This window comes from Shigella flexneri 2a str. 301, assembly GCF_000006925.2.
GTDB lineage: Bacteria > Pseudomonadota > Gammaproteobacteria > Enterobacterales > Enterobacteriaceae > ECMA0423.
Map to the genome: position 1 here is coordinate 858,543 of NC_004337.2, position 20,275 is coordinate 878,817.

General features: G+C 51.7%; 19 protein-coding genes, 1 tRNA gene and 2 other annotated features. Of the genes, 6 read left to right on the plus strand and 14 right to left on the minus strand.

All coding sequences use genetic code 11. The features are described from left to right. Positions 1 to 24 precede the first annotated feature (24 nt). The 9 genes from poxB to insA all read right to left on the minus strand — a co-directional run bounded on the left by poxB (position 25) and on the right by insA (position 8,792). Positions 25 to 1,743: a pyruvate dehydrogenase gene (poxB, locus tag SF0826; protein ID NP_706752.1), complete on the minus strand. Its 1,719-nt coding sequence runs from the start codon at positions 1,741 to 1,743 to the stop codon at positions 25 to 27. Between the two features lie 132 nt (positions 1,744 to 1,875). Further along, positions 1,876 to 2,844, minus strand: a complete 969-nt coding sequence (locus tag SF0827; RefSeq protein ID NP_706753.2) for an HCP oxidoreductase, NADH-dependent — start codon at positions 2,842 to 2,844, stop codon at positions 1,876 to 1,878. 11 nt (positions 2,845 to 2,855) lie between these two features. Continuing rightward, positions 2,856 to 4,514, minus strand: a complete 1,659-nt coding sequence (gene ybjW / locus SF0828; protein NP_706754.3) for a prismane HCP protein — start codon at positions 4,512 to 4,514, stop codon at positions 2,856 to 2,858. Between the two features lie 137 nt (positions 4,515 to 4,651). Next, the gene (gene ybjE / locus SF0829; RefSeq protein ID NP_706755.1) at positions 4,652 to 5,599 is read right to left on the minus strand and encodes a surface protein; all 948 of its coding nucleotides are present in this window, start codon (positions 5,597 to 5,599) and stop codon (positions 4,652 to 4,654) included. Between the two features lie 66 nt (positions 5,600 to 5,665). Beyond that, positions 5,666 to 6,996, minus strand: a mobile genetic element. Beyond that, positions 5,677 to 6,582 (minus strand): IS2 transposase TnpB, encoded by a 906-nt coding sequence (locus SF0830; RefSeq protein NP_706756.1) that lies wholly within the window; start codon positions 6,580 to 6,582, stop codon positions 5,677 to 5,679. (Overlaps the previous feature by 906 nt.) Next, positions 6,540 to 6,950, minus strand: coding sequence for an IS2 repressor TnpA (locus SF0831; protein ID NP_706757.1), 411 nt, complete (start codon positions 6,948 to 6,950; stop codon positions 6,540 to 6,542). (Lies within the feature at positions 5,666 to 6,996.) Before SF0831 ends, SF0830 begins: the two co-directional genes overlap by 43 nt. 351 nt (positions 6,997 to 7,347) lie before the next feature. Next, positions 7,348 to 8,043 (minus strand): aquaporin Z, encoded by a 696-nt coding sequence (aqpZ, locus tag SF0832; RefSeq protein NP_706758.2) that lies wholly within the window; start codon positions 8,041 to 8,043, stop codon positions 7,348 to 7,350. A 36-nt stretch (positions 8,044 to 8,079) separates the two neighbouring features. Beyond that, positions 8,080 to 8,847 (minus strand) — a mobile genetic element. After that, the gene (gene insB, locus SF0833) at positions 8,095 to 8,598 is read right to left on the minus strand and encodes an insertion element IS1 protein InsB (protein ID NP_706759.2); all 504 of its coding nucleotides are present in this window, start codon (positions 8,596 to 8,598) and stop codon (positions 8,095 to 8,097) included. (Overlaps the previous feature by 504 nt.) Next, the gene (gene insA / locus SF0834) at positions 8,517 to 8,792 is read right to left on the minus strand and encodes an insertion element IS1 protein InsA (protein NP_706760.1); all 276 of its coding nucleotides are present in this window, start codon (positions 8,790 to 8,792) and stop codon (positions 8,517 to 8,519) included. It lies within the feature at positions 8,080 to 8,847. The genes insB and insA overlap by 82 nt, the downstream gene beginning before the upstream one ends. A gap of 396 nt (positions 8,848 to 9,243) precedes the next feature. Here insA and ybjD point away from each other — a divergent pair. Then, entirely contained in the window at positions 9,244 to 10,902 is a 1,659-nt protein-coding gene (gene ybjD, locus SF0835) for a hypothetical protein (protein ID NP_706761.1), read from the plus strand. Here the strand turns inward: ybjD and ybjX are convergent. Further along, positions 10,899 to 11,891 carry a hypothetical protein gene (ybjX, locus tag SF0836; RefSeq protein NP_706762.1) on the minus strand — a complete coding sequence of 331 codons (993 nt, stop codon included), beginning with the start codon at positions 11,889 to 11,891 and terminating at the stop codon, positions 10,899 to 10,901. The genes ybjD and ybjX overlap by 4 nt on opposite strands. Before the next feature lie 68 nt (positions 11,892 to 11,959). Between ybjX and SF0837 the strand changes: the two genes are divergently transcribed. The 3 genes from SF0837 to ybjZ are packed head-to-tail and all read left to right on the plus strand — an operon-like array spanning position 11,960 to position 15,064. Further along, positions 11,960 to 12,094 carry a hypothetical protein gene (locus tag SF0837; RefSeq protein ID NP_706763.1) on the plus strand — a complete coding sequence of 45 codons (135 nt, stop codon included), beginning with the start codon at positions 11,960 to 11,962 and terminating at the stop codon, positions 12,092 to 12,094. Then, on the plus strand, positions 12,006 to 13,121 hold the full coding sequence (locus SF0838) for a macrolide transporter subunit MacA (RefSeq protein NP_706764.2): 1,116 nt from the start codon (positions 12,006 to 12,008) through the stop codon (positions 13,119 to 13,121). The genes SF0837 and SF0838 overlap by 89 nt, the downstream gene beginning before the upstream one ends. Next, complete coding sequence (gene ybjZ / locus SF0839; RefSeq protein NP_706765.1) at positions 13,118 to 15,064, plus strand: macrolide transporter ATP-binding /permease; 1,947 nt, start codon at positions 13,118 to 13,120, stop codon at positions 15,062 to 15,064. The genes SF0838 and ybjZ overlap by 4 nt, the downstream gene beginning before the upstream one ends. 72 nt (positions 15,065 to 15,136) lie before the next feature. Here ybjZ and cspD read toward each other — a convergent pair whose 3' ends face one another. Next, positions 15,137 to 15,361, minus strand: coding sequence for a stationary phase/starvation inducible regulatory protein CspD (gene cspD, locus SF0840; RefSeq protein NP_706766.1), 225 nt, complete (start codon positions 15,359 to 15,361; stop codon positions 15,137 to 15,139). Positions 15,362 to 15,683: 322 nt separating this feature from the next. Between cspD and clpS the strand changes: the two genes are divergently transcribed. Together clpS and clpA are read left to right on the plus strand one after the other, a co-directional pair. Then, a complete protein-coding gene (gene clpS, locus SF0841; RefSeq protein NP_706767.1) occupies positions 15,684 to 16,004 on the plus strand; it encodes an ATP-dependent Clp protease adaptor protein ClpS in 321 nt (106 codons plus the stop codon). A 30-nt stretch (positions 16,005 to 16,034) separates the two neighbouring features. Continuing rightward, positions 16,035 to 18,311 carry an ATP-dependent Clp protease ATP-binding subunit gene (gene clpA / locus SF0842; protein NP_706768.2) on the plus strand — a complete coding sequence of 759 codons (2,277 nt, stop codon included), beginning with the start codon at positions 16,035 to 16,037 and terminating at the stop codon, positions 18,309 to 18,311. Positions 18,312 to 18,713: 402 nt separating this feature from the next. Here the strand turns inward: clpA and SF4463 are convergent. The 3 genes from SF4463 to aat form a co-directional block, all read right to left on the minus strand. Next, a tRNA-Ser gene (locus SF4463) sits at positions 18,714 to 18,801 on the minus strand. 253 nt (positions 18,802 to 19,054) lie between these two features. Beyond that, positions 19,055 to 19,273: a translation initiation factor IF-1 gene (gene infA, locus SF0843; protein ID NP_706769.1), complete on the minus strand. Its 219-nt coding sequence runs from the start codon at positions 19,271 to 19,273 to the stop codon at positions 19,055 to 19,057. A gap of 284 nt (positions 19,274 to 19,557) precedes the next feature. Beyond that, complete coding sequence (gene aat / locus SF0844) at positions 19,558 to 20,262, minus strand: leucyl/phenylalanyl-tRNA--protein transferase (RefSeq protein NP_706770.1); 705 nt, start codon at positions 20,260 to 20,262, stop codon at positions 19,558 to 19,560. Between the last annotated feature and the right edge of the window lie 13 nt (positions 20,263 to 20,275).

A 20,275-nucleotide genomic window follows, 5' to 3' on the forward strand; every position in this document is an offset into this window, starting at 1 on the left:
TTATGACGGGAAATGCCACCCTTTTTACCTTAGCCAGTTCGTTTTCGCCAGTTCGATCACTTCATCGCCGCGTCCGCTGATAATTGCGCGCAACATATACAGGCTAAAACCTTTGGCCTGTTCGAGTTTGATCTGCGGTGGAATGGCTAATTCTTCTTTGGCGACCACCACATCCACCAACACCGGACCGTCGATAGAGAAGGCGCGTTGCAGGGCTTCATCAACTTCAGAGGCTTTTTCTACACGGATACCCGTAATGCCGCACGCTTCGGCAATGCGGGCAAAGTTGGTGTCGTGCAGCTCAGTACCGTCTGTCAGGTAACCTCCGGCCTTCATCTCCATCGCCACAAAGCCCAGCACGCTGTTATTAAAGACGATAATTTTCACCGGCAGTTTCATCTGCACTACTGAGAGGAAATCGCCCATCAACATGCTAAAACCGCCATCGCCGCACATGGCGACCACCTGACGTTCCGGCTCGGTTGCCTGCGCACCCAACGCCTGCGGCATGGCGTTAGCCATCGAACCGTGGTTAAACGAACCTAACAGGCGACGCTTGCCGTTCATTTTCAGATAACGTGCCGCCCATACCGTTGGCGTGCCGACGTCACAGGTAAAGATGGCGTCATCGGCGGCAAAATGACTAATTTGCTGCGCCAGATATTGCGGGTGAATGGCTTTCTCGCTCGGTTTAGCTAAATCGTCCAGCCCTTTGCGGGCATCGCGGTAATCTTCCAGCGCTTTATCCAGAAACTTGCGATCGGTTTTTTCTTCCACCAGTGGCAGCAATGCGCGCAGGGTTGATTTGATATCGCCGACCAGCGCCATATCTACCTTGCTATGCGCGCCGATGCTGGCTGGATTAATATCAATCTGAATAATTTTGGCATCGGTCGGGTAGAACGCACGGTAGGGGAACTGAGTACCGAGTAGCACTAACGTGTCGGCGTTCATCATGGTATGGAAACCTGACGAGAATCCGATTAACCCGGTCATTCCAACATCATACGGATTATCGTATTCGACATGCTCTTTACCGCGTAGGGCATGAACAATAGGTGCTTTAATTTTCCCGGCAAACTCAACTAACTCTTTATGCGCCCCCGCGCAGCCGCTGCCACACATCAGGGCGATATTGCTGGAATAACGCAGCAGTTGCGCCAGTTTGCGTAACTCTTCTTCTTCCGGCATCACGACTGGCTGTGGCGCATGATACCAGTGCGTGGTTGCCCCTTCTGGCGCAGGTTTTAACGCCACGTCGCCCGGTAATACAACAACGGAAACGCCACGGTTAAGCACCGCTTTGCGCATAGCAATTGCCAGCACTTGTGGGATCTGCTCCGGGCTGGAAACCAGCTCGCAATAGTGACTACATTCGCGGAATAGCTCTTGTGGGTGGGTTTCCTGGAAATAGCCGCTGCCAATTTCGCTGGAGGGAATATGAGCGGCAATCGCCAGTACCGGAACGTTATTGCGGTGGCAATCGAATAGGCCGTTGATCAAGTGCAGGTTGCCTGGGCCGCACGATCCGGCACAGACCGCCAGTTCTCCTGAAAGTTGTGCTTCAGCGCCAGCGGCAAACGCCGCCACTTCTTCATGGCGGGTGGACATCCACTCGATGGTGCCCATGCGATTAAGACTGTCGCTAAGACCGTTCAGAGAGTCGCCCGTGACTCCCCAGATGCGTTTCACGCCTGCCGATTCGAGTGTTTTGGCGATATAAGCTGCAACCGTTTGTTTCATGGTTCTCCATCTCCTGAATGTGATAACGGTAACAAGTTTAGTTCATCTGACGGAGGGGGAAGGGATGGGAGAGAAAGGAGGCACTAACGGTTAAATAGCCCGATGAAAGGAATATCATCGGGCATAAGGCGATTATGCGAGAACCAAATCCCCCTGCGGATGGCAGGAGCAGGCCAGTACGTAACCTTCAGCGATTTCGGCGTCGGTCAGCGTCATTGTACTGCTCACCGTATATTCACCGGAAACCACTTTTGTCTTACAGCAGCCGCAAACACCCGCACGGCAGGCAGCGACAACCGGAACGTTATTGCTTTCCAGCGCCTCCAGTAGCGTGGTGCCAACCGGGGCGTAAAATTCTCGTGCCGGTTGCAGTTTGGTGAATTTCAGACCGCTGGTCGCCGCTTCTGCTACTGGGGTGAAGAATTTCTCTTTAAAGAAACGCGTCACGCCGAGCGCTTTCACTTCCTGCTCTACCCAATCCATATACGGAGCCGGGCCGCAGGTCATCACGGTACGTGAAGCTAAGTCAGGTACATCTGCCAGCAGTTCGCGAGTGAGGCGACCAGCGATAAAGCCTTCGGTAACGTTATTTTCTGCCACCAGCGTTACCGGATAGTTACGCCACTCATCGGCGAAAATAACATCCTGCGGCGTACGCACGTTGTAGATCACCCGCACATCGGCCTGTGGACGGTTCTTCGCAAGCCAGCGACGCATCGACATAATCGGCGTGACGCCGCAGCCTGCCGCCAGCAACAGGAATTTATCTTCTGCTTTATCGTCGCAGGTAAATTCCCCCATCGCGTCCGAAAGCCAGAGATAATCACCGCGTTTTACATCGCGCGTCAGCCACTGGGAGCCGACACCGTCATCAATCCGCCGCACGGTCAGGGTGATATATTCACTCACGCCTGGCGTGGAGGAAATGGTGTAAGCACGCAGCGTTTCCGCTGAGTTTCGCACGCTGACCAGTGCATATTGCCCGGCGCGATATGGGTAGTGATCGTGGCAAATCAGGGAAATCGTCCACACATCCGGCGTTTCTTGCGTAATGTGATGAACCTGTATCCGCCACGGGCATTGATTCGTTGGCATCGTCATCGACAAACTCCTTACGCGTTCAACAGTTGCTTCATGTCTTCTTCAACAGTGGTGATAGAACGCAGGCCGAATTTCTCGTTCAGCACCGCCAGCAGGTCTGGTGTCAGGAAACCAGGTGCAGTCGGGCCGGTGACGATATTTTTCACGCCCAGAGAAAGCAGCGTCAGCAGAATGACAATCGCTTTCTGTTCAAACCAGGAGAGCACCAGCGACAGCGGCAGATCGTTCACACCACAGCCCAGTTTCTCTGCCAGAGTGACAGCCAGAATAATTGCTGAGTAAGCATCGTTACATTGACCTGCATCTACCAGACGCGGCAGACCTTCGATATCGCCAAACTCAAGTTTGTTAAAGCGATATTTACCACAGGCGAGGGTCAGGATCAGGCAGTCATCCGGCACGCTGGTGGCGAAATCGGTGAAGTAGTGGCGCTCGCCGCGTGCGCCGTCACAGCCACCAAGCAGGAAGATATGACGCAGTTTTTCACGGCTAACCAGATCAATCAGCGTATCGGCTGCACCAAGCAGCGTCTGGCGACCAAAGCCCACGGTGATCAGGTGAGGAATTTCGCTGTACGGGAAGCCCGCCATTTGTTGCGCCTGGGCGATGACCGCAGAGAAATCTTCGCCATCCAGATGACGCACGCCAGGCCAGCCAACGATGCTGCGGGTCCAGATACGATCGTCATAAGCGCCTACGGTTGGGTCGATGATGCAGTTCGAGGTCATCACGATGGGGCCAGGGAAACGAGCGAACTCCACTTGCTGATTCTGCCAGCCGCTGCCGTAGTTACCGACCAGATGCTTGAATTTACGCAGCTCCGGGTAGCCATGCGCAGGCAGCATTTCGCCGTGGGTGTAGACATTAACGCCCGTGCCTTCGGTCTGTTCCAGCAGGTTGTAGAGATCTTTGAGATCGTGACCGGAAATCAGAATGCATTTACCCGCCGTCGCTTTGACGTTGACCTGGGTTGGCGTCGGGTGACCGTATTTACCGGTTTCGCCTGCATCCAGAATGCTCATCACTTTGAAGTTCATCTGGCCGATTTCCATTGAACACTCAAGAAGCGCGTTCATATCGGCAGGCCAGGTCCCCAGCCACGCCATGATTTTATGGTACTGGGCATAAATATCGTTGTCGTATTGACCGAGAACATGCGCGTGTTCCATATAGGCCGCCGCACCTTTCAGGCCATACAGGCACAGCAGACGCAGGCCGAGAATGTTTTCGCCAATCGCCGCTTTATCTTTGTTAGGGGTAAATTCTGCTGCCTGACGTTGCAGCTCGCCGAGATCATCGCTCACCAGTTGCAGGTCAGCCATCGGGTTATCGACGCGCGCGTTGGCATCTACAGCCAGGCATTGTGCTTTCAGCGCCTCGCGCAAGGCAATCGCTTCACGAGCGTAGCCGACAATACGCGGAGAATCGAAGTTAACGTTGGTCAGGGTTGAGAAAAAGGCACGTGGCGCGAAGCTGTCAACATCGTGGTTGATGATGCCGTATTCACGCGCTTTTACCGCCCAGGCAGAAAGCCCTTGCAGCGCCGCGATGAGTAAATCCTGAAGGTCAGAAGTTTCCGCCGTTTTACCACACATCCCCTGCGCGTATGAGCAGCCGTTTTCTGCCGGAGTACGGATAGTTTGTTCACATTGCACACAAAACATGATCACACCTTTTAAAGTTATATTTAATATACATGTTTAAGGGTAAGACGCTTAACGCGGGGATAAAAGGGATTTTTCATGCAACTTTAAGGGAGATTGATTTAGCGCAATTTTGGCGGCAGGGAACTACCGCCAGAGAGGTATTACGCAGAGAAAAAGGCGATGAGGATCGGCACTAACAGGCTAAGAATAAAACCGTGAACAATTGCCGCCGGGACCATATCCAGCCCGCCAGTACGTTGAAGAACGGGCAGGGTGAAATCCATTGATGTGGCACCGCATAAGCCCAGTGCAGTAGAGCGGCTGCGGCGAATCAGCCCAGGGATCAACATAATAGCAATCAGTTCACGGGCCAGATCATTAAAAAACGCCGCGCTCCCGATTACCGGACCAAAAGATTCGGTCAATAAAATACCGGAAAGAGAATACCAGCCGAAACCGGAGGCCATTGCCAGCGCGGTATTGATGGGGAGATCAAGAATAAAGGCGTTAATTAAACCACCAATTAATGAACTGACAACCACCACCACGGCGACAATCATTCCCCGGCGATTAAGGACAATCTGCTTTAAGGTCATGCCATTATTGCGCAACTGAATACCAACGAGGAAAAGTAGCAAAATTAACGTGTATTCACTGGCTTCGGTCGCGTGTTGTAAGAAAGCCAGTCCACTCAGACCAATGGCAAAACCAATCACTACTACGCCGCACAGTTTTAGCGACTCCAGCGCCATCGCAATACGCGACGGGAGTTTTTCTTGCTGATGGTGGTTGCGCCACGGCAGGCCTCGCTCCAGCCACATCAGGGCGGCAATATTACACAGTAAAATAACGGTAATACTGACGGCAGAATAATGCAGAATCGCCAACAGGTTACTGGCGAGGTTATCGAGAAACGCCAGACTGATACCCATAAAAAAGAGAATAAGGTAAACCATCCAGCTTAATAGCTGATTAATAGCTTTTAACGCAGCTTGTTGGCGAAGCGGAATGAGGTAACCCACAATCAGGGGAACCAGAATGATTAACAGCCCAGAAAACATGAAAATCCAGTCCTTGCAAAGAAGAAGTCGAAATGCGCGATGACACACTACTGAAAGCGGAAGGGCGAGTAAAGTTGCAATTAAAAGGAAATGTTATGCATATCAGAGGGGGATTGGATTTGCCCCTATATTTCCAGACATCTGTTATCACTTAACCCATTACAAGCCCGCTGCCGCAGATATTCCCGTGGCGAGCGATAACCCAGCGCACTATGCGGATGCCATTCGTTATAATGCTCGAACGCCTCTGCAAGGTTCTTTGCTGCCGTTAACCCGTCTGGTTTGGGCATGATACTGATGTAGTCACGCTTTATCGTTTTCACGAAGCTCTCTGCTATTCCGTTACTCTCCGGACTCCGCACCGCCGTGTTCTTCGGTTCAAGTCCCAACATCCGGGCGAACTGGCGTGTTTCATTAGCCCGGTAGCATGAACCATTATCCGTCAGCCACTCCACTGGAGACGACGGAAGATCGTTGCCGAAGCGGCGTTCCACCGCTCCCAGCATGACGTCCTGTACTGTTTCACTGTTGAAGCCGCCGGTAGTCCCCGCCCAGTGCAGTGCCTCACGATCACAGCAGTCCAGCGCGAACGTGACACGCAGTCTCTCTCCGTTATCACAGCAGAACTCGAACCCGTCAGAGCACCATCGCTGATTGCTTTCTTTCACGGCTACTCTGCCTGTATGTGCCCGTTTCGATGGCGGTACAGCAGGTTTTCGCTCAAGCAACAGCGCATTCTGGCGCATGATCCGGTAAACACGTTTGGCATTGATCGCAGGCATACCATCAAGTTCTGCCTGTCTGCGAAGCAGCGCCCATACCCGACGATAACCATACGTGGGCAGCTCTCCGATAACATGGTGTATACGGAGAAGCACATCCGTATCATCAGTGTGACGACTGCGGCGGCCATCCATCCAGTCATCGGTTCGTCTGAGAATGACGTGCAACTGCGCACGCGACACCCGGAGACAACGGCTGACTAAGCTTACTCCCCATCCCCGGGCAATAAGGGCGCGTGCGCTATCCACTTTTTTGCCCGTCCATATTCAACGGCTTCTTTGAGGAGTTCATTTTCCATCGTTTTCTTGCCGAGCAGGCGCTGGAGTTCTTTAATCTGCTTCATGGCGGCAGCAAGTTCAGAGGCAGGAACAACCTGTTCTCCGGCGGCCACAGCAGTAAGACTTCCTTCCTGGTATTGCTTACGCCAGAGAAATAACTGGCTGGCTGCTACACCATGTTGCCGGGCAACGAGGGAGACCGTCATCCCCGGTTCAAAGCTCTGCTGAACAATTGCGATCTTTTCCTGTGTGGTACGCCGTCTGCGTTTCTCCGGCCCTAAGACATCAATAATCTGTTCTCCAATGACAAGTCTAAAAACTAGTATTAAGACTATCACTTAAATAAGTGATACTGGTTGTCTGGAGATTCAGGGGGCCAGTCTATAGGGATTTTTAATCCTATCTGAGTGTTTAGCATTGTTGCGCTCCTTTCATGTGCAATGCCATATAAAGCCACTGGCGGAGGGAGCGCGCAGGGGGCAGCCAGTCGCCGCCGCCCCCTGCACCCCCGGGCTCTGGCGAACAAAATCGCCGCTGCGCGGTACCTTCAGCTTATCCCCTTCGGCAACCGGGTCGGGCGCGAGGTAACGTCCTGTAAGACGCGCCCTCAGCCCACATTCATGTGGGCTGCCCCGGCCTTCGGGGAACGCTTCAGCGATTTTGACGCCACCAATACCCGTGCGGTTTGTAATGTCGAAGATAAAACAACCAGGGCAGATAAAATGCCAATGCTAATTAATCACGCTTTTCCAGCAGAGTCCGGTAAATCAGACCACCGATAATGCCGCCGACAATTGGCACCACCCAGAAGAACCACAGTTGTTCTAATGCCCAGCCGCCCTGGAAGATAGCAACCGCGGTGCTGCGCGCCGGGTTAACAGAAGTGTTAGTCACCGGAATACTGATTAAGTGAATCAGGGTTAAGGCCAGACCAATAGCGATCGGCGCAAAACCTGCCGGAGCGAATTTGTCGGTTGCACCGTGGATCACTAACAGGAAGCCCGCACTCAATACCAGTTCAACTACCAGCGCGGAAAGCATGGAATAACCGCCTGGTGAATGCTCGCCATAACCGTTAGAAGCAAAACCGCTGGCTGCCGCGTCAAAACCCGTTTTACCACTGGCAATTAAATACAGCAGCGCCGCTGCAACAATACCGCCGACAACCTGGGCAATTACGTAGCCAACGACTTCTTTTGCCGGAAAACGTCCGCCAGCCCATAAACCAATAGTGACCGCCGGGTTAAAATGACCACCAGAAATATGACCAACAGCGAAGGCCATCGTCAGAACGGTCAAACCAAATGCCAGCGCCACGCCGGCAAAACCAATGCCTAATTCCGGGAAGCCTGCGGCCAGTACAGCACTACCACAGCCACCAAAAACAAGCCAGAAAGTACCAAAACATTCAGCTGCTAATTTTCTGAACATATCCACCTCAATTAAAAATTGACCCTGTGAAAAATAGGTAATGACTCCAACTTACTGATAGTGTTTTATGTTCAGATAATGCCCGATGACCTTGTCATGCAGCTCCACCGATTTTGAGAACGACAGTGACTTCCGTCCCAGCCTTGCCAGATGTTGTCTCAGATTCAGATTATGTCGCTCAATGCGCTGAGTGTAACGCTTGCTGATAACGTGCAGCTTTCCCTTCAGGCGTGATTCATACAGCGGCCAGCCATCCGTCATCCATACCACGACCTCAAAGGCCGACAGCAGGCTCAGAAGACGCTCCAGTGTGGCCAGAGTGCGTTCCCCGAAGACGTGCGCCACAGCCGTCCTCCGTATCCTGTCACACGCGTAAAACAGCCAGCGCTGACGTGATTTAGCACCGACGTAGCCCCAATGTTCGTCCATTTCAGCGCAGACAATCACATCACTGCCCGGTTGTATGCGCGAGGTTACCGACTGCGGCCTGAGTTTTTTAAGTGACGTAAAACCGTGTTGAGGCCAACGCCCATAATGCGTGCACTGGCGCGACATCCGACGCCATTCATGGCCATATCAATGATTTTCTGGTGCGTACCGGGCTGAGAGGCGATGTAAGTGAACTGTAGTTGCCATGTTTTACGGCAATGAGAGCAGAGATAGCGCTGATGTCCGGCAGTGCTTTTGCCGTTACGCACCACGCCTTCAGTAGCGGAGCAGGAAGGACATCTGATGGAAATGGAAGCCACGCAAGCACCTTAAAATCACCATCATACACTAAATCAGTAAGTTGGCAGCATTACCGAAAAATATGGTCGTTTTATAGGGTCGTCGTAAAAAATGACGACGGAAATAATGCGCGGCTATTTTAAAAACGAAGGCGAGTCATTCACCAGATAAATAAATCCAGTAAATTTGATTTAGGGCAACAGCGGGTTGCCCCATATAGTCATTTGTCTGATTGACAGTGTAGTGCAAGCAAAAGATTTAATCCTTTAGGCGTAATAAAAAATAATTTATCATGCTAATTATTTGATTTTGTTGTTTTTGCGGGCTTATCAGCAAGAGGGAGTATAACGCGATTATTCGCTCATTTTTCAGACAATTGCCATGCTTAAATGTGATGTCATCACGTATTAGCAAGGCCTTTCCCGTTATACTGCGAGCGTAAAGGATAAGTCACATATTTCTGGAGGGGATATGATTCTTGAGCGCGTTGAAATTGTGGGTTTTCGCGGTATCAACCGTTTGTCGTTGATGCTCGAACAAAACAACGTCCTGATTGGGGAGAACGCGTGGGGTAAATCCAGCTTGCTGGACGCCTTAACCCTGCTGCTATCGCCAGAATCAGATCTCTACCATTTTGAGCGCGACGATTTCTGGTTCCCGCCGGGAGATATCAACGGGCGAGAACATCATCTGCATATTATTTTGACCTTCCGCGAATCGCTGCCAGGCCGACATCGGGTTCGCCGTTATCGGCCGCTGGAAGCGTGCTGGACGCCATGCACCGATGGCTATCACCGTATTTTTTATCGTCTGGAAGGGGAGAGTGCGGAAGACGGCAGCGTGATGACACTGCGCAGTTTTCTCGATAAAGACGGACATCCGATTGATGTTGAGGATATTAACGATCAGGCACGCCATCTGGTGCGTTTAATGCCGGTGCTGCGCTTGCGTGATGCCCGTTTTATGCGCCGTATTCGTAACGGCACGGTGCCAAATGTCCCCAATGTGGAAGTCACCGCGCGCCAGCTCGATTTCCTCGCCCGTGAGTTGTCCTCACATCCGCAAAATCTCTCTGATGGACAGATTCGTCAGGGACTTTCCGCAATGGTGCAGTTGCTTGAGCATTATTTCTCTGAGCAGGGGGCTGGACAGGCGCGATATCGTTTAATGCGGCGGCGGGCCAGCAATGAGCAACGAAGCTGGCGCTATCTGGACATCATCAACCGGATGATTGACCGACCTGGAGGGCGCTCGTATCGGGTTATTTTGCTCGGCCTGTTTGCTACTTTATTGCAGGCAAAAGGCACATTGCGACTGGATAAAGACGCGCGTCCGTTATTGCTAATTGAAGATCCAGAAACCCGCCTGCATCCGATTATGCTTTCCGTTGCCTGGCATCTGTTGAATCTTTTGCCTTTACAGCGTATTGCTACCACCAACTCTGGCGAGCTGCTTTCGTTAACTCCAGTGGAACATGTTTGCCGCCTGGTGCGTGAATCTTCTCGTGTTGCCGCCTGGCGTCTGGGGCCAAGTGGCTTGAGCACCGAAGACAGCCGCCGCATCTCTTTTCACATTCGTTTTAATCGTCCGTCATCGCTGTTTGCTCGCTGCTGGTTGCTGGTGGAAGGGGAAACGGAAACCTGGGTTATCAATGAACTGGCGCGTCAGTGCGGACATCATTTTGATGCCGAAGGGATCAAGGTCATTGAGTTTGCCCAGTCCGGGCTAAAGCCACTGGTTAAATTTGCCCGCCGAATGGGGATTGAATGGCATGTACTGGTCGATGGCGATGAAGCAGGGAAGAAATATGCCGCTACGGTACGCAGCCTGTTGAATAACGATCGGGAAGCCGAACGAGAACATTTAACGGCGTTACCGGCGCTGGATATGGAACATTTTATGTATCGCCAGGGATTTTCCGATGTGTTCCACCGCGTGGCGCAAATCCCGGAAAATGTACCGATGAATCTACGCAAAATTATCTCGAAAGCGATCCATCGCTCTTCCAAACCCGATCTTGCCATTGAAGTGGCAATGGAGGCAGGACGTCGTGGTGTGGACTCCGTACCAACGCTGCTGAAAAAAATGTTCTCACGCGTGCTGTGGCTGGCGCGCGGTCGCGCGGATTAACCGCGAAACATCGTGGCCATTTGTGGCTGAATAGCGTCGAGCATCTCATAGCGCCGACGGTATTCAGCCCGTTTTTTACTGGCGATTTCGGCAATCTCTTTTCGTGCTATCTGTGCTGGAAGGCGGTAATGGCGTTCAGCATCACATACGCCGCCAACCGACTCCCAGAACGCGTTGTAATCAGCATGGATCTTGCCTTCTTTATCGCGATAACGCAGGCTGCGGTAAATATGCGTTTCATTGCTGACGGCAATAATCTGCTCTACCTGCAAACGTTGGGCAAACAGACAGGCCGCTTCCATCACGAGGCGTTTGGGAAATAGCCCGTGGCAGGCTTTCGTCGCATTCTGGATTTCCTGATGTGGAATTTCCCATTTTGCGCCTTGCAGTCCGCCAATAAACATCGTTCTTTTCCCCTGATATTCACACAGGGTAAACGTGATCTCTGCCAGAGGAATACCTTCGCTGTTGCGGAACAGGATTGTGCTGTCACCTTCTTTATCCATTGAGATCATCATGGTCAGCTCAAGCGTGAACTGCTCACCGTTTTTGCCTTCCAGTTTAGCCAGTTGCAGCCCGGGGGTATTCAAATATAAGCTGAATTCTTCCGCCGACATACACCCGCGGAGTAACGCATAATGGTAACGTAACGCCTCCAGCAATTGCTTACGGCTAAGATTCGCGGCAAGGTAAGGGCGATGCAGACGCACAGGCAGTCGCGGCTGGCGCGTTAACAACACATTGAGATTAGGCCAGTGGGAAAGTTCGTTCATCCACTCAACGCTTAAACGCGGCATAATCAACGAGCGCAGCAAAAATTTCTGGCGAAAACTACAGCGATGCCAGAATTTACCCGGCCGACACTGTCCACGTGCCAGACTAAGAAAAAGTGACAGGCTGCTGAGAGATTCAGATGGCGTAAAGGTCCGTTCAGTTAGCTGCGACATATTCATGAAATCAATGGTTATACATGACGTCGATTTCACCATTGCGTATCTTAACCAAACATCAATAGTGTGATTACTAACGTAAATTTTAGGGTTTTGTTGATATTTCGTTGAAGTTAATGACCCGGATTGGCATATGGAGTATTCAGAATATTTATGAAAAAGCGGAAAACCGTGAAGAAGCGTTACGTTATTGCGCTGGTGATAGTCATCGCCGGACTGATTACGTTATGGAGAATTCTTAACGCACCCGTGCCGACTTATCAGACACTGATTGTGCGCCCCGGTGATTTACAGCAAAGCGTGCTGGCGACCGGAAAGCTGGACGCGCTGCGTAAGGTTGACGTGGGCGCGCAGGTCAGCGGTCAGTTGAAAACGCTGTCGGTGGCGATTGGCGATAAAGTAAAAAAAGACCAGCTTTTAGGGGTCATTGATCCTGAACAGGCTGAAAACCAGATCAAGGAGGTCGAAGCAACGCTGATGGAGCTACGCGCGCAGCGGCAGCAGGCGGAAGCGGAGCTGAAACTGGCGCGGGTGACGTATTCCCGTCAGCAACGTCTGGCACAAACGCAAGCGGTTTCACTGCAGGATCTCGATACCGCCGCGACGGAGATGGCTGTGAAACAGGCGCAAATTGGCACCATTGACGCGCAAATCAAGCGCAATCAGGCCTCTCTCGATACGGCTAAAACCAATCTCGATTACACCCGTATCGTTGCCCCGATGGCTGGGGAAGTGACGCAAATCACCACTCTGCAAGGCCAGACGGTGATTGCCGCACAGCAAGCACCGAACATTCTGACGCTGGCAGATATGAGCACTATGCTGGTAAAAGCGCAGGTTTCTGAAGCGGATGTAATCCACCTGAAGCCGGGGCAAAAAGCCTGGTTTACGGTGCTTGGCGATCCACTGACGCGCTACGAGGGGCAAATCAAGGATGTGCTACCGACGCCGGAAAAGGTAAACGACGCTATTTTCTATTACGCCCGTTTTGAAGTACCCAACCCCAATGGTTTGCTGCGGCTGGATATGACCGCGCAAGTGCATATTCAGCTCACCGATGTGAAAAATGTGTTGACGATCCCTCTGTCGGCGTTAGGCGATCCGGTTGGCGATAATCGTTATAAAGTCAAATTGTTGCGTAATGGTGAAACACGCGAGCGTGAAGTGACGATTGGCGCACGTAACGATACCGATGTTGAGATTGTCAAAGGGCTGGAAGCGGGCGATGAAGTGGTGATTGGTGAGGCCAAACCAGGAGCTGCACAATGACGCCTTTGCTCGAATTAAAGGATATTCGTCGCAGCTATCCTGCCGGTGATGAGCAGGTTGAGGTGCTGAAGGGCATCAGCCTCAATATTTATGCGGGTGAGATGGTCGCGATTGTTGGCGCTTCGGGTTCCGGTAAATCGACCCTGATGAATATTCTCGGCTGCCTGGATAAGGCCACCAGCGGCACCTATCGCGTAGCCGGTCAGGATATTGCCACGCTGGACGCCGATGCGCTGGCGCAACTGCGCCGCGAGCATTTCGGCTTTATTTTCCAGCGTTACCATTTGCTTCCGCATTTAACCGTCGAGCAGAACGTTGAAGTACCCGCCGTCTATGCCGGTCTTGAGCGGAAACAGCGACTGCTTCGTGCCCAGGAGTTGCTGCAACGGCTGGGGCTGGAAGACCGTACAGAGTATTATCCGGCACAGCTTTCGGGTGGTCAGCAACAGCGCGTCAGCATCGCGCGGGCATTGATGAACGGCGGTCAGGTAATTCTTGCCGATGAACCGACCGGCGCACTGGACAGCCATTCTGGCGAAGAGGTGATGGCGATCCTGCATCAGCTGCGCGATCGCGGGCATACGGTGATTATCGTCACCCACGATCCGCAGGTCGCTGCTCAGGCCGAGCGGGTGATCGAAATTCGCGACGGCGAAATTGTGCGCAATCCTCCCGCCATTGAAAAAGTGAATGTTGCTGGCGGGACGGAGCCTGTTGTCAATACAGTGTCTGGCTGGCGGCAGTTTGTCAGCGGTTTTAACGAGGCGCTGACGATGGCATGGCGGGCGCTGGCAGCGAATAAAATGCGTACTTTACTGACCATGCTGGGGATTATTATCGGTATTGCGTCGGTGGTTTCCATTGTCGTGGTGGGTGACGCCGCCAAACAAATGGTGCTGGCGGATATTCGTTCTATTGGTACGAATACTATTGATGTCTATCCCGGGAAAGATTTTGGCGATGACGATCCGCAATATCAGCAGGCGCTGAAGTACGACGACTTAATCGCCATCCAAAAACAACCGTGGGTCGCCTCAGCCACACCTGCCGTCTCGCAAAACCTGCGCCTGCGTTATAACAATGTTGATGTTGCTGCCAGTGCCAATGGCGTGAGCGGCGATTATTTTAATGTCTATGGCATGACCTTCAGTGAAGGAAACACCTTTAATCAGGAGCAGCTGAACGGTCGTGCGCAGGTCGTGGTTCTCGACAGTAATACTCGCCGCCAGCTTTTCCCCCATAAAGCAGATGTGGTTGGCGAGGTGATTCTGGTCGGCAATATGCCCGCCAGAGTCATTGGTGTGGCGGAAGAAAAACAGTCGATGTTTGGTAGCAGTAAAGTGCTGCGTGTCTGGCTACCTTACAGCACGATGTCCGGGCGAGTTATGGGCCAGTCGTGGCTTAACTCCATTACTGTCAGGGTGAAAGAAGGATTTGACAGCGCCGAGGCGGAACAGCAACTCACGCGTTTACTTTCACTGCGCCACGGTAAGAAGGATTTCTTTACCTGGAACATGGACGGCGTCTTGAAAACTGTTGAAAAGACCACACGTACTTTACAACTGTTTCTGACGCTGGTGGCGGTGATTTCGCTGGTGGTGGGCGGTATTGGTGTAATGAATATTATGCTGGTGTCAGTGACCGAGCGGACGCGGGAAATTGGCATTCGCATGGCTGTAGGTGCGCGAGCAAGCGATGTTTTGCAACAGTTCCTGATCGAAGCCGTACTGGTTTGCCTGGTCGGTGGCGCGTTGGGAATAACACTGTCACTGTTAATTGCTTTCACCTTGCAGCTTTTCTTACCCGGCTGGGAGATTGGTTTTTCACCGTTGGCGCTGCTGCTGGCGTTTCTCTGCTCGACGGCCACCGGGATTTTATTTGGCTGGTTACCCGCACGAAATGCGGCACGACTGGATCCAGTAGATGCTCTGGCACGGGAGTAATTTTTGAGATAAAAATGCCAGCCGATCGGGCTGGCATTTTGCCTTTAGGATGTACACAATGAGACAGAAGAGCTATGCGACTGCCGCTTCTACTTCGACGGGCACAATAACACTGGCGTGATTGCCTTTTGGCCCCTGGTGGACATCAAACTGAACGGATTGTCCAGCTTTTAGCGTTCTGTAACCATCCATCTGAATGGTGGAATAATGAGCGAAAATATCTTCGCCGCCGCCTTCAGGGCAGATGAAACCAAACCCTTTGGCATTGTTGAACCACTTAACAGTACCCTTTTCCATGCTTCGACATCCTTCGCAAATCTTATACAAGTAAGATGGAATAAACCGGGGTCAGAGAGGGGGCTGTTCAAAACCTCGCCAACTCTAGAAATACAATTTAGAGAATTAGGGCGAGCCGTCAAGCATTTGACAGGGGCCAGGGGGCAGGTATGAATCAAAAATTTGAAGCAGTTAACGCTATTGACAGGAATGTGACAGATGTCGCTGATGCCAACGATAGATGATAGTTATCTATCATGTGGAGTAGATTGGTCAGGCAAATAAGCTCTTGTCAGCGGCAGGGCGTTCTGCCGATAACCGTAACCGAAGATGATAACTGACAATGGGTAAAACGAACGACTGGCTGGACTTTGATCAACTGGCGGAAGAAAAAGTTCGCGACGCGCTAAAACCGCCATCTATGTATAAAGTGATATTAGTCAATGATGATTACACTCCGATGGAGTTTGTTATTGACGTGTTACAAAAATTCTTTTCTTATGATGTAGAACGTGCAACGCAATTGATGCTCGCTGTTCACTACCAGGGGAAGGCCATTTGCGGAGTCTTTACCGCCGAGGTTGCAGAAACCAAAGTGGCGATGGTGAACAAGTACGCGAGGGAGAATGAGCATCCATTGCTGTGTACGCTAGAAAAAGCCTGAATGCAGGCATAAAAATTGGGGGAGGTGCCTATGCTCAATCAAGAACTGGAACTCAGTTTAAATATGGCTTTCGCCAGAGCGCGCGAGCACCGTCATGAGTTTATGACCGTCGAGCACTTGTTACTGGCGCTGCTCAGTAACCCATCTGCCCGGGAGGCGCTGGAAGCGTGTTCTGTGGATTTGGTTGCGCTCCGTCAGGAACTGGAAGCCTTTATTGAACAAACCACACCCGTTCTGCCTGCCAGTGAAGAGGAGCGCGACACACAGCCGACGCTGAGTTTTCAGCGTGTACTGCAACGTGCGGTCTTCCATGTCCAGTCCTCCGGTCGCAATGAGGTTACCGGTGCAAACGTTCTGGTCGCTATCTTCAGCGAACAGGAGTCGCAGGCGGCATATCTGTTGCGTAAACATGAAGTCAGCCGTCTCGATGTGGTGAACTTTATCTCTCATGGCACGCGTAAAGACGAGCCGACACAGTCTTCTGATCCTGGCAGCCAGCCAAACAGCGAAGAACAAGCTGGTGGGGAGGAACGTATGGAGAATTTCACGACGAACCTGAACCAGCTTGCGCGTGTGGGCGGAATCGACCCACTAATTGGTCGTGAGAAAGAGCTGGAGCGTGCTATTCAGGTTCTCTGCCGTCGCCGTAAAAACAACCCGCTGCTGGTGGGGGAATCTGGTGTCGGTAAAACCGCGATTGCAGAAGGTCTTGCCTGGCGAATTGTTCAGGGTGATGTGCCGGAAGTGATGGCTGACTGTACGATTTACTCTCTCGATATCGGTTCTCTGTTAGCGGGCACAAAATATCGCGGCGACTTTGAAAAACGTTTTAAAGCGTTGCTCAAGCAGCTGGAGCAGGACACTAACAGCATCCTGTTTATTGATGAGATCCACACCATTATCGGTGCGGGTGCAGCGTCTGGTGGTCAGGTCGATGCGGCTAACCTAATCAAACCGTTGCTCTCCAGCGGTAAAATTCGCGTAATTGGTTCGACAACCTATCAGGAGTTCAGCAACATTTTCGAGAAAGACCGTGCTCTGGCGCGTCGCTCCCAGAAAATTGATATTACTGAACCGTCGATCGAAGAAACTGTTCAAATCATCAATGGCCTGAAACCGAAGTATGAAGCGCACCACGACGTGCGTTATACCGCAAAAGCGGTGCGTGCGGCGGTAGAGCTGGCGGTGAAATACATTAACGATCGTCATCTGCCGGATAAAGCCATTGATGTTATCGACGAAGCAGGCGCTCGCGCACGTCTGATGCCGGTAAGCAAACGCAAGAAAACCGTTAATGTGGCGGATATTGAGTCCGTGGTGGCCCGTATTGCACGCATTCCAGAGAAGAGTGTTTCTCAGAGTGACCGCGATACCCTGAAAAAACTCAGCGATCGCCTGAAAATGCTGGTCTTCGGCCAGGATAAAGCCATTGAGGCGCTGACTGAAGCCATTAAGATGGCGCGTGCAGGTTTAGGTCACGAACATAAACCGGTCGGTTCGTTCCTGTTTGCCGGTCCTACCGGGGTCGGGAAAACAGAGGTGACGGTACAGCTTTCGAAAGCGTTGGGCATTGAGCTTCTGCGCTTTGATATGTCCGAGTATATGGAACGCCATACCGTCAGCCGTCTGATTGGTGCGCCTCCGGGATACGTTGGTTTTGATCAGGGCGGTTTGCTGACCGATGCGGTAATCAAGCATCCACATGCGGTGCTGCTGCTGGACGAAATCGAGAAAGCGCATCCGGACGTGTTCAATATTCTGTTGCAGGTGATGGACAACGGTACGCTGACCGATAACAACGGACGCAAAGCGGACTTCCGTAACGTGGTGCTGGTGATGACCACTAACGCCGGGGTACGGGAAACTGAGCGCAAATCCATTGGTCTTATCCACCAGGATAACAGCACCGATGCGATGGAAGAGATCAAGAAGATCTTTACACCGGAATTCCGTAACCGTCTCGACAACATTATCTGGTTCGATCATCTGTCAACTGACGTGATCCATCAGGTGGTGGATAAATTCATCGTCGAGTTGCAGGTTCAGCTGGATCAGAAAGGTGTTTCTCTGGAAGTGAGCCAGGAAGCGCGTAACTGGCTGGCCGAGAAAGGTTACGACCGGGCAATGGGCGCACGTCCGATGGCGCGTGTCATCCAGGACAACCTGAAAAAACCGCTCGCCAACGAACTGCTGTTTGGTTCGCTGGTGGACGGCGGTCAGGTGACGGTTGCGCTGGATAAAGAGAAAAATGAGCTGACTTACGGATTCCAGAGTGCACAAAAGCACAAGGCGGAAGCAGCGCATTAATCTGATTGTCAGGTAGGTTGGTGAAGTCCGTAATCTCGTCAGGGGTTACGGACTTTTTATTTATGGGGTGGAACGGTGAAAACCCTATTTTTGGAGGTGAAGGTAAGTTGTTGATAATTAGTGCTGCTGGAAGGTAAGGATAAAAAAGGGTGCTGCAGGAGAATGGGATGGTTTTGCTTTATTAACAACGGGCTAAACGTGTAGTATTTGAGTTCACTGCCGTACAGGCAGCTTAGAAATCGACGGGGTGCGGTAAAACCTTTGCGAACGCGTTCACTGCCGTACAGGCAGCTTAGAAATTCACAGGTAACATACTCCACCCGCCCACCATGTTCACTGCCGTACAGACAGATAAAATGCGAAAAAAAAGCTCGCACTTTCGTACGAGCTCTTCTTTAAATATGGCGGTGAGGGGGGGATTCGAACCCCCGATACGTTGCCGTATACACACTTTCCAGGCGTGCTCCTTCAGCCACTCGGACACCTCACCAAATTGTTTTGCTACCAAACCTCATGGGTGGCAACGGGGCGCTACTATAGGGAGTTGGAGTAAAACGGTCAAGAAGAATTGTAATGATAATTATTGTTTGCTCATACTGTAAACAACTTGTGCAGTATATCTACATCGAGACAAGTTATGGACTTATACTTCCAAAGTACTTCATACATATCACAAAATAAAAAGGCCGGTTAAACCGACCTTTTACTCGTTCTTTCTCTTCGCCCATCAGGCGGTAAAACAATCAGCGACTACGGAAGACAATGCGGCCTTTGCTCAGGTCGTACGGGGTCAGTTCAACAGTCACTTTGTCGCCCGTCAGGATGCGGATGTAGTTTTTGCGCATTTTACCGGAGATGTGTGCAGTAACCACGTGACCGTTTTCTAACTCTACGCGGAACATGGTATTAGGCAACGTTTCAAGAACGGTACCTTGCATTTCAATATTGTCTTCTTTGGCCATCTAATCCTCTGGGGTATCACTACCGTAATTTGAACCGGCAAGATAATGCCGAAGTTCTGTAAATAAGTAAAGATTTGCGCGCTAAATCGCAACAAACAGGTTCGGCACATTACTCCGAAAACACACGGCTAAGCCGCACCAAAAGCGCAACGTATAAGGGAGCGGTGAGATAAACGATGGGCGTTACCTGACGCGAAAAATTCCTTATCGGCAGCGGGGTAATGAGCGTAACCAACTCTGCGACCGCAATTATAACACTCTGGGGAGAAATGTGCCGAAAACATTCATTCTTGTGGTGAAAACAAGCACCGTGGTACCCAGAAATTATTCGGCAATCGTCCGAGGCGCATTTGATTGAGATAATTAAGGTAATCCCGGCGGGGAATTTCGCAGGCACCAAGCGATGCTGTGTGATCGTTAAGGACCTGGCAGTCGATAAGCTTACCGCCATGACCGATAAATTCCTCACAGAATACCAGAAGCGCCGTTTTAGACGCATTTTCCATCCGGCTGAACATGGACTCGCCACAAAATAGCGTTCCCTGGGCCACGCCGTACATACCGCCGACAAGCTCATCTTCACGCCAGACTTCAATGGAGTGGGCATGACCGAGTTCGTGAAGGCGATGGTAGGCTTCGACCACGCCACGCGTGATCCAGGTTCCTTCTTCGCGATCGCTGGCACAGCCTTCAATGACCTGACCAAAAGCGTAATTCATCGTGACACGATAGGGCGAGCGTTTATGAAATCGCTTCATACTACGGCTGATATGCAGTGATTCTGGCCATAGCACCGCGCGGGGATCGGGCGACCACCAGAGGATGGGGTCGCCTGGAGAAAACCACGGAAAAATACCACGCTGGTAAGCCATTAACAGGCGCGCAGGGCTAAGATCGCCCCCAAGTGCCAGCAGGCCGTTAGGCTCACGTAATGCGCCTTCCGGGGAAGGGAAGGCTATTGAATGGCGAGAAAGCTGAACCAAGCGCATGACCGCAAAACTC

What these genes read in the sequence shown, in the direction of transcription:
- poxB (NP_706752.1), bottom strand. Translation starts at nt 1,743, where the DNA reads ATGAAACAAACGGTTGCAGCTTATATCGCCAAAACACTCGAATCGGCA.
- SF0827 (NP_706753.2), bottom strand. Translation starts at nt 2,844, where the DNA reads ATGACGATGCCAACGAATCAATGCCCGTGGCGGATACAGGTTCATCAC.
- aqpZ (NP_706758.2), bottom strand. Translation starts at nt 8,043, where the DNA reads ATGTTCAGAAAATTAGCAGCTGAATGTTTTGGTACTTTCTGGCTTGTT.
- insB (NP_706759.2), bottom strand. Translation starts at nt 8,598, where the DNA reads ATGTCGCGCCAGTGCACGCATTATGGGCGTTGGCCTCAACACGGTTTT.
- ybjD (NP_706761.1), top strand. Translation starts at nt 9,244, where the DNA reads ATGATTCTTGAGCGCGTTGAAATTGTGGGTTTTCGCGGTATCAACCGT.
- ybjX (NP_706762.1), bottom strand. Translation starts at nt 11,891, where the DNA reads ATGGTGAAATCGACGTCATGTATAACCATTGATTTCATGAATATGTCG.
- SF0838 (NP_706764.2), top strand. Translation starts at nt 12,006, where the DNA reads ATGAAAAAGCGGAAAACCGTGAAGAAGCGTTACGTTATTGCGCTGGTG.
- ybjZ (NP_706765.1), top strand. Translation starts at nt 13,118, where the DNA reads ATGACGCCTTTGCTCGAATTAAAGGATATTCGTCGCAGCTATCCTGCC.
- cspD (NP_706766.1), bottom strand. Translation starts at nt 15,361, where the DNA reads ATGGAAAAGGGTACTGTTAAGTGGTTCAACAATGCCAAAGGGTTTGGT.
- clpS (NP_706767.1), top strand. Translation starts at nt 15,684, where the DNA reads ATGGGTAAAACGAACGACTGGCTGGACTTTGATCAACTGGCGGAAGAA.
- clpA (NP_706768.2), top strand. Translation starts at nt 16,035, where the DNA reads ATGCTCAATCAAGAACTGGAACTCAGTTTAAATATGGCTTTCGCCAGA.
- infA (NP_706769.1), bottom strand. Translation starts at nt 19,273, where the DNA reads ATGGCCAAAGAAGACAATATTGAAATGCAAGGTACCGTTCTTGAAACG.
- aat (NP_706770.1), bottom strand. Translation starts at nt 20,262, where the DNA reads ATGCGCTTGGTTCAGCTTTCTCGCCATTCAATAGCCTTCCCTTCCCCG.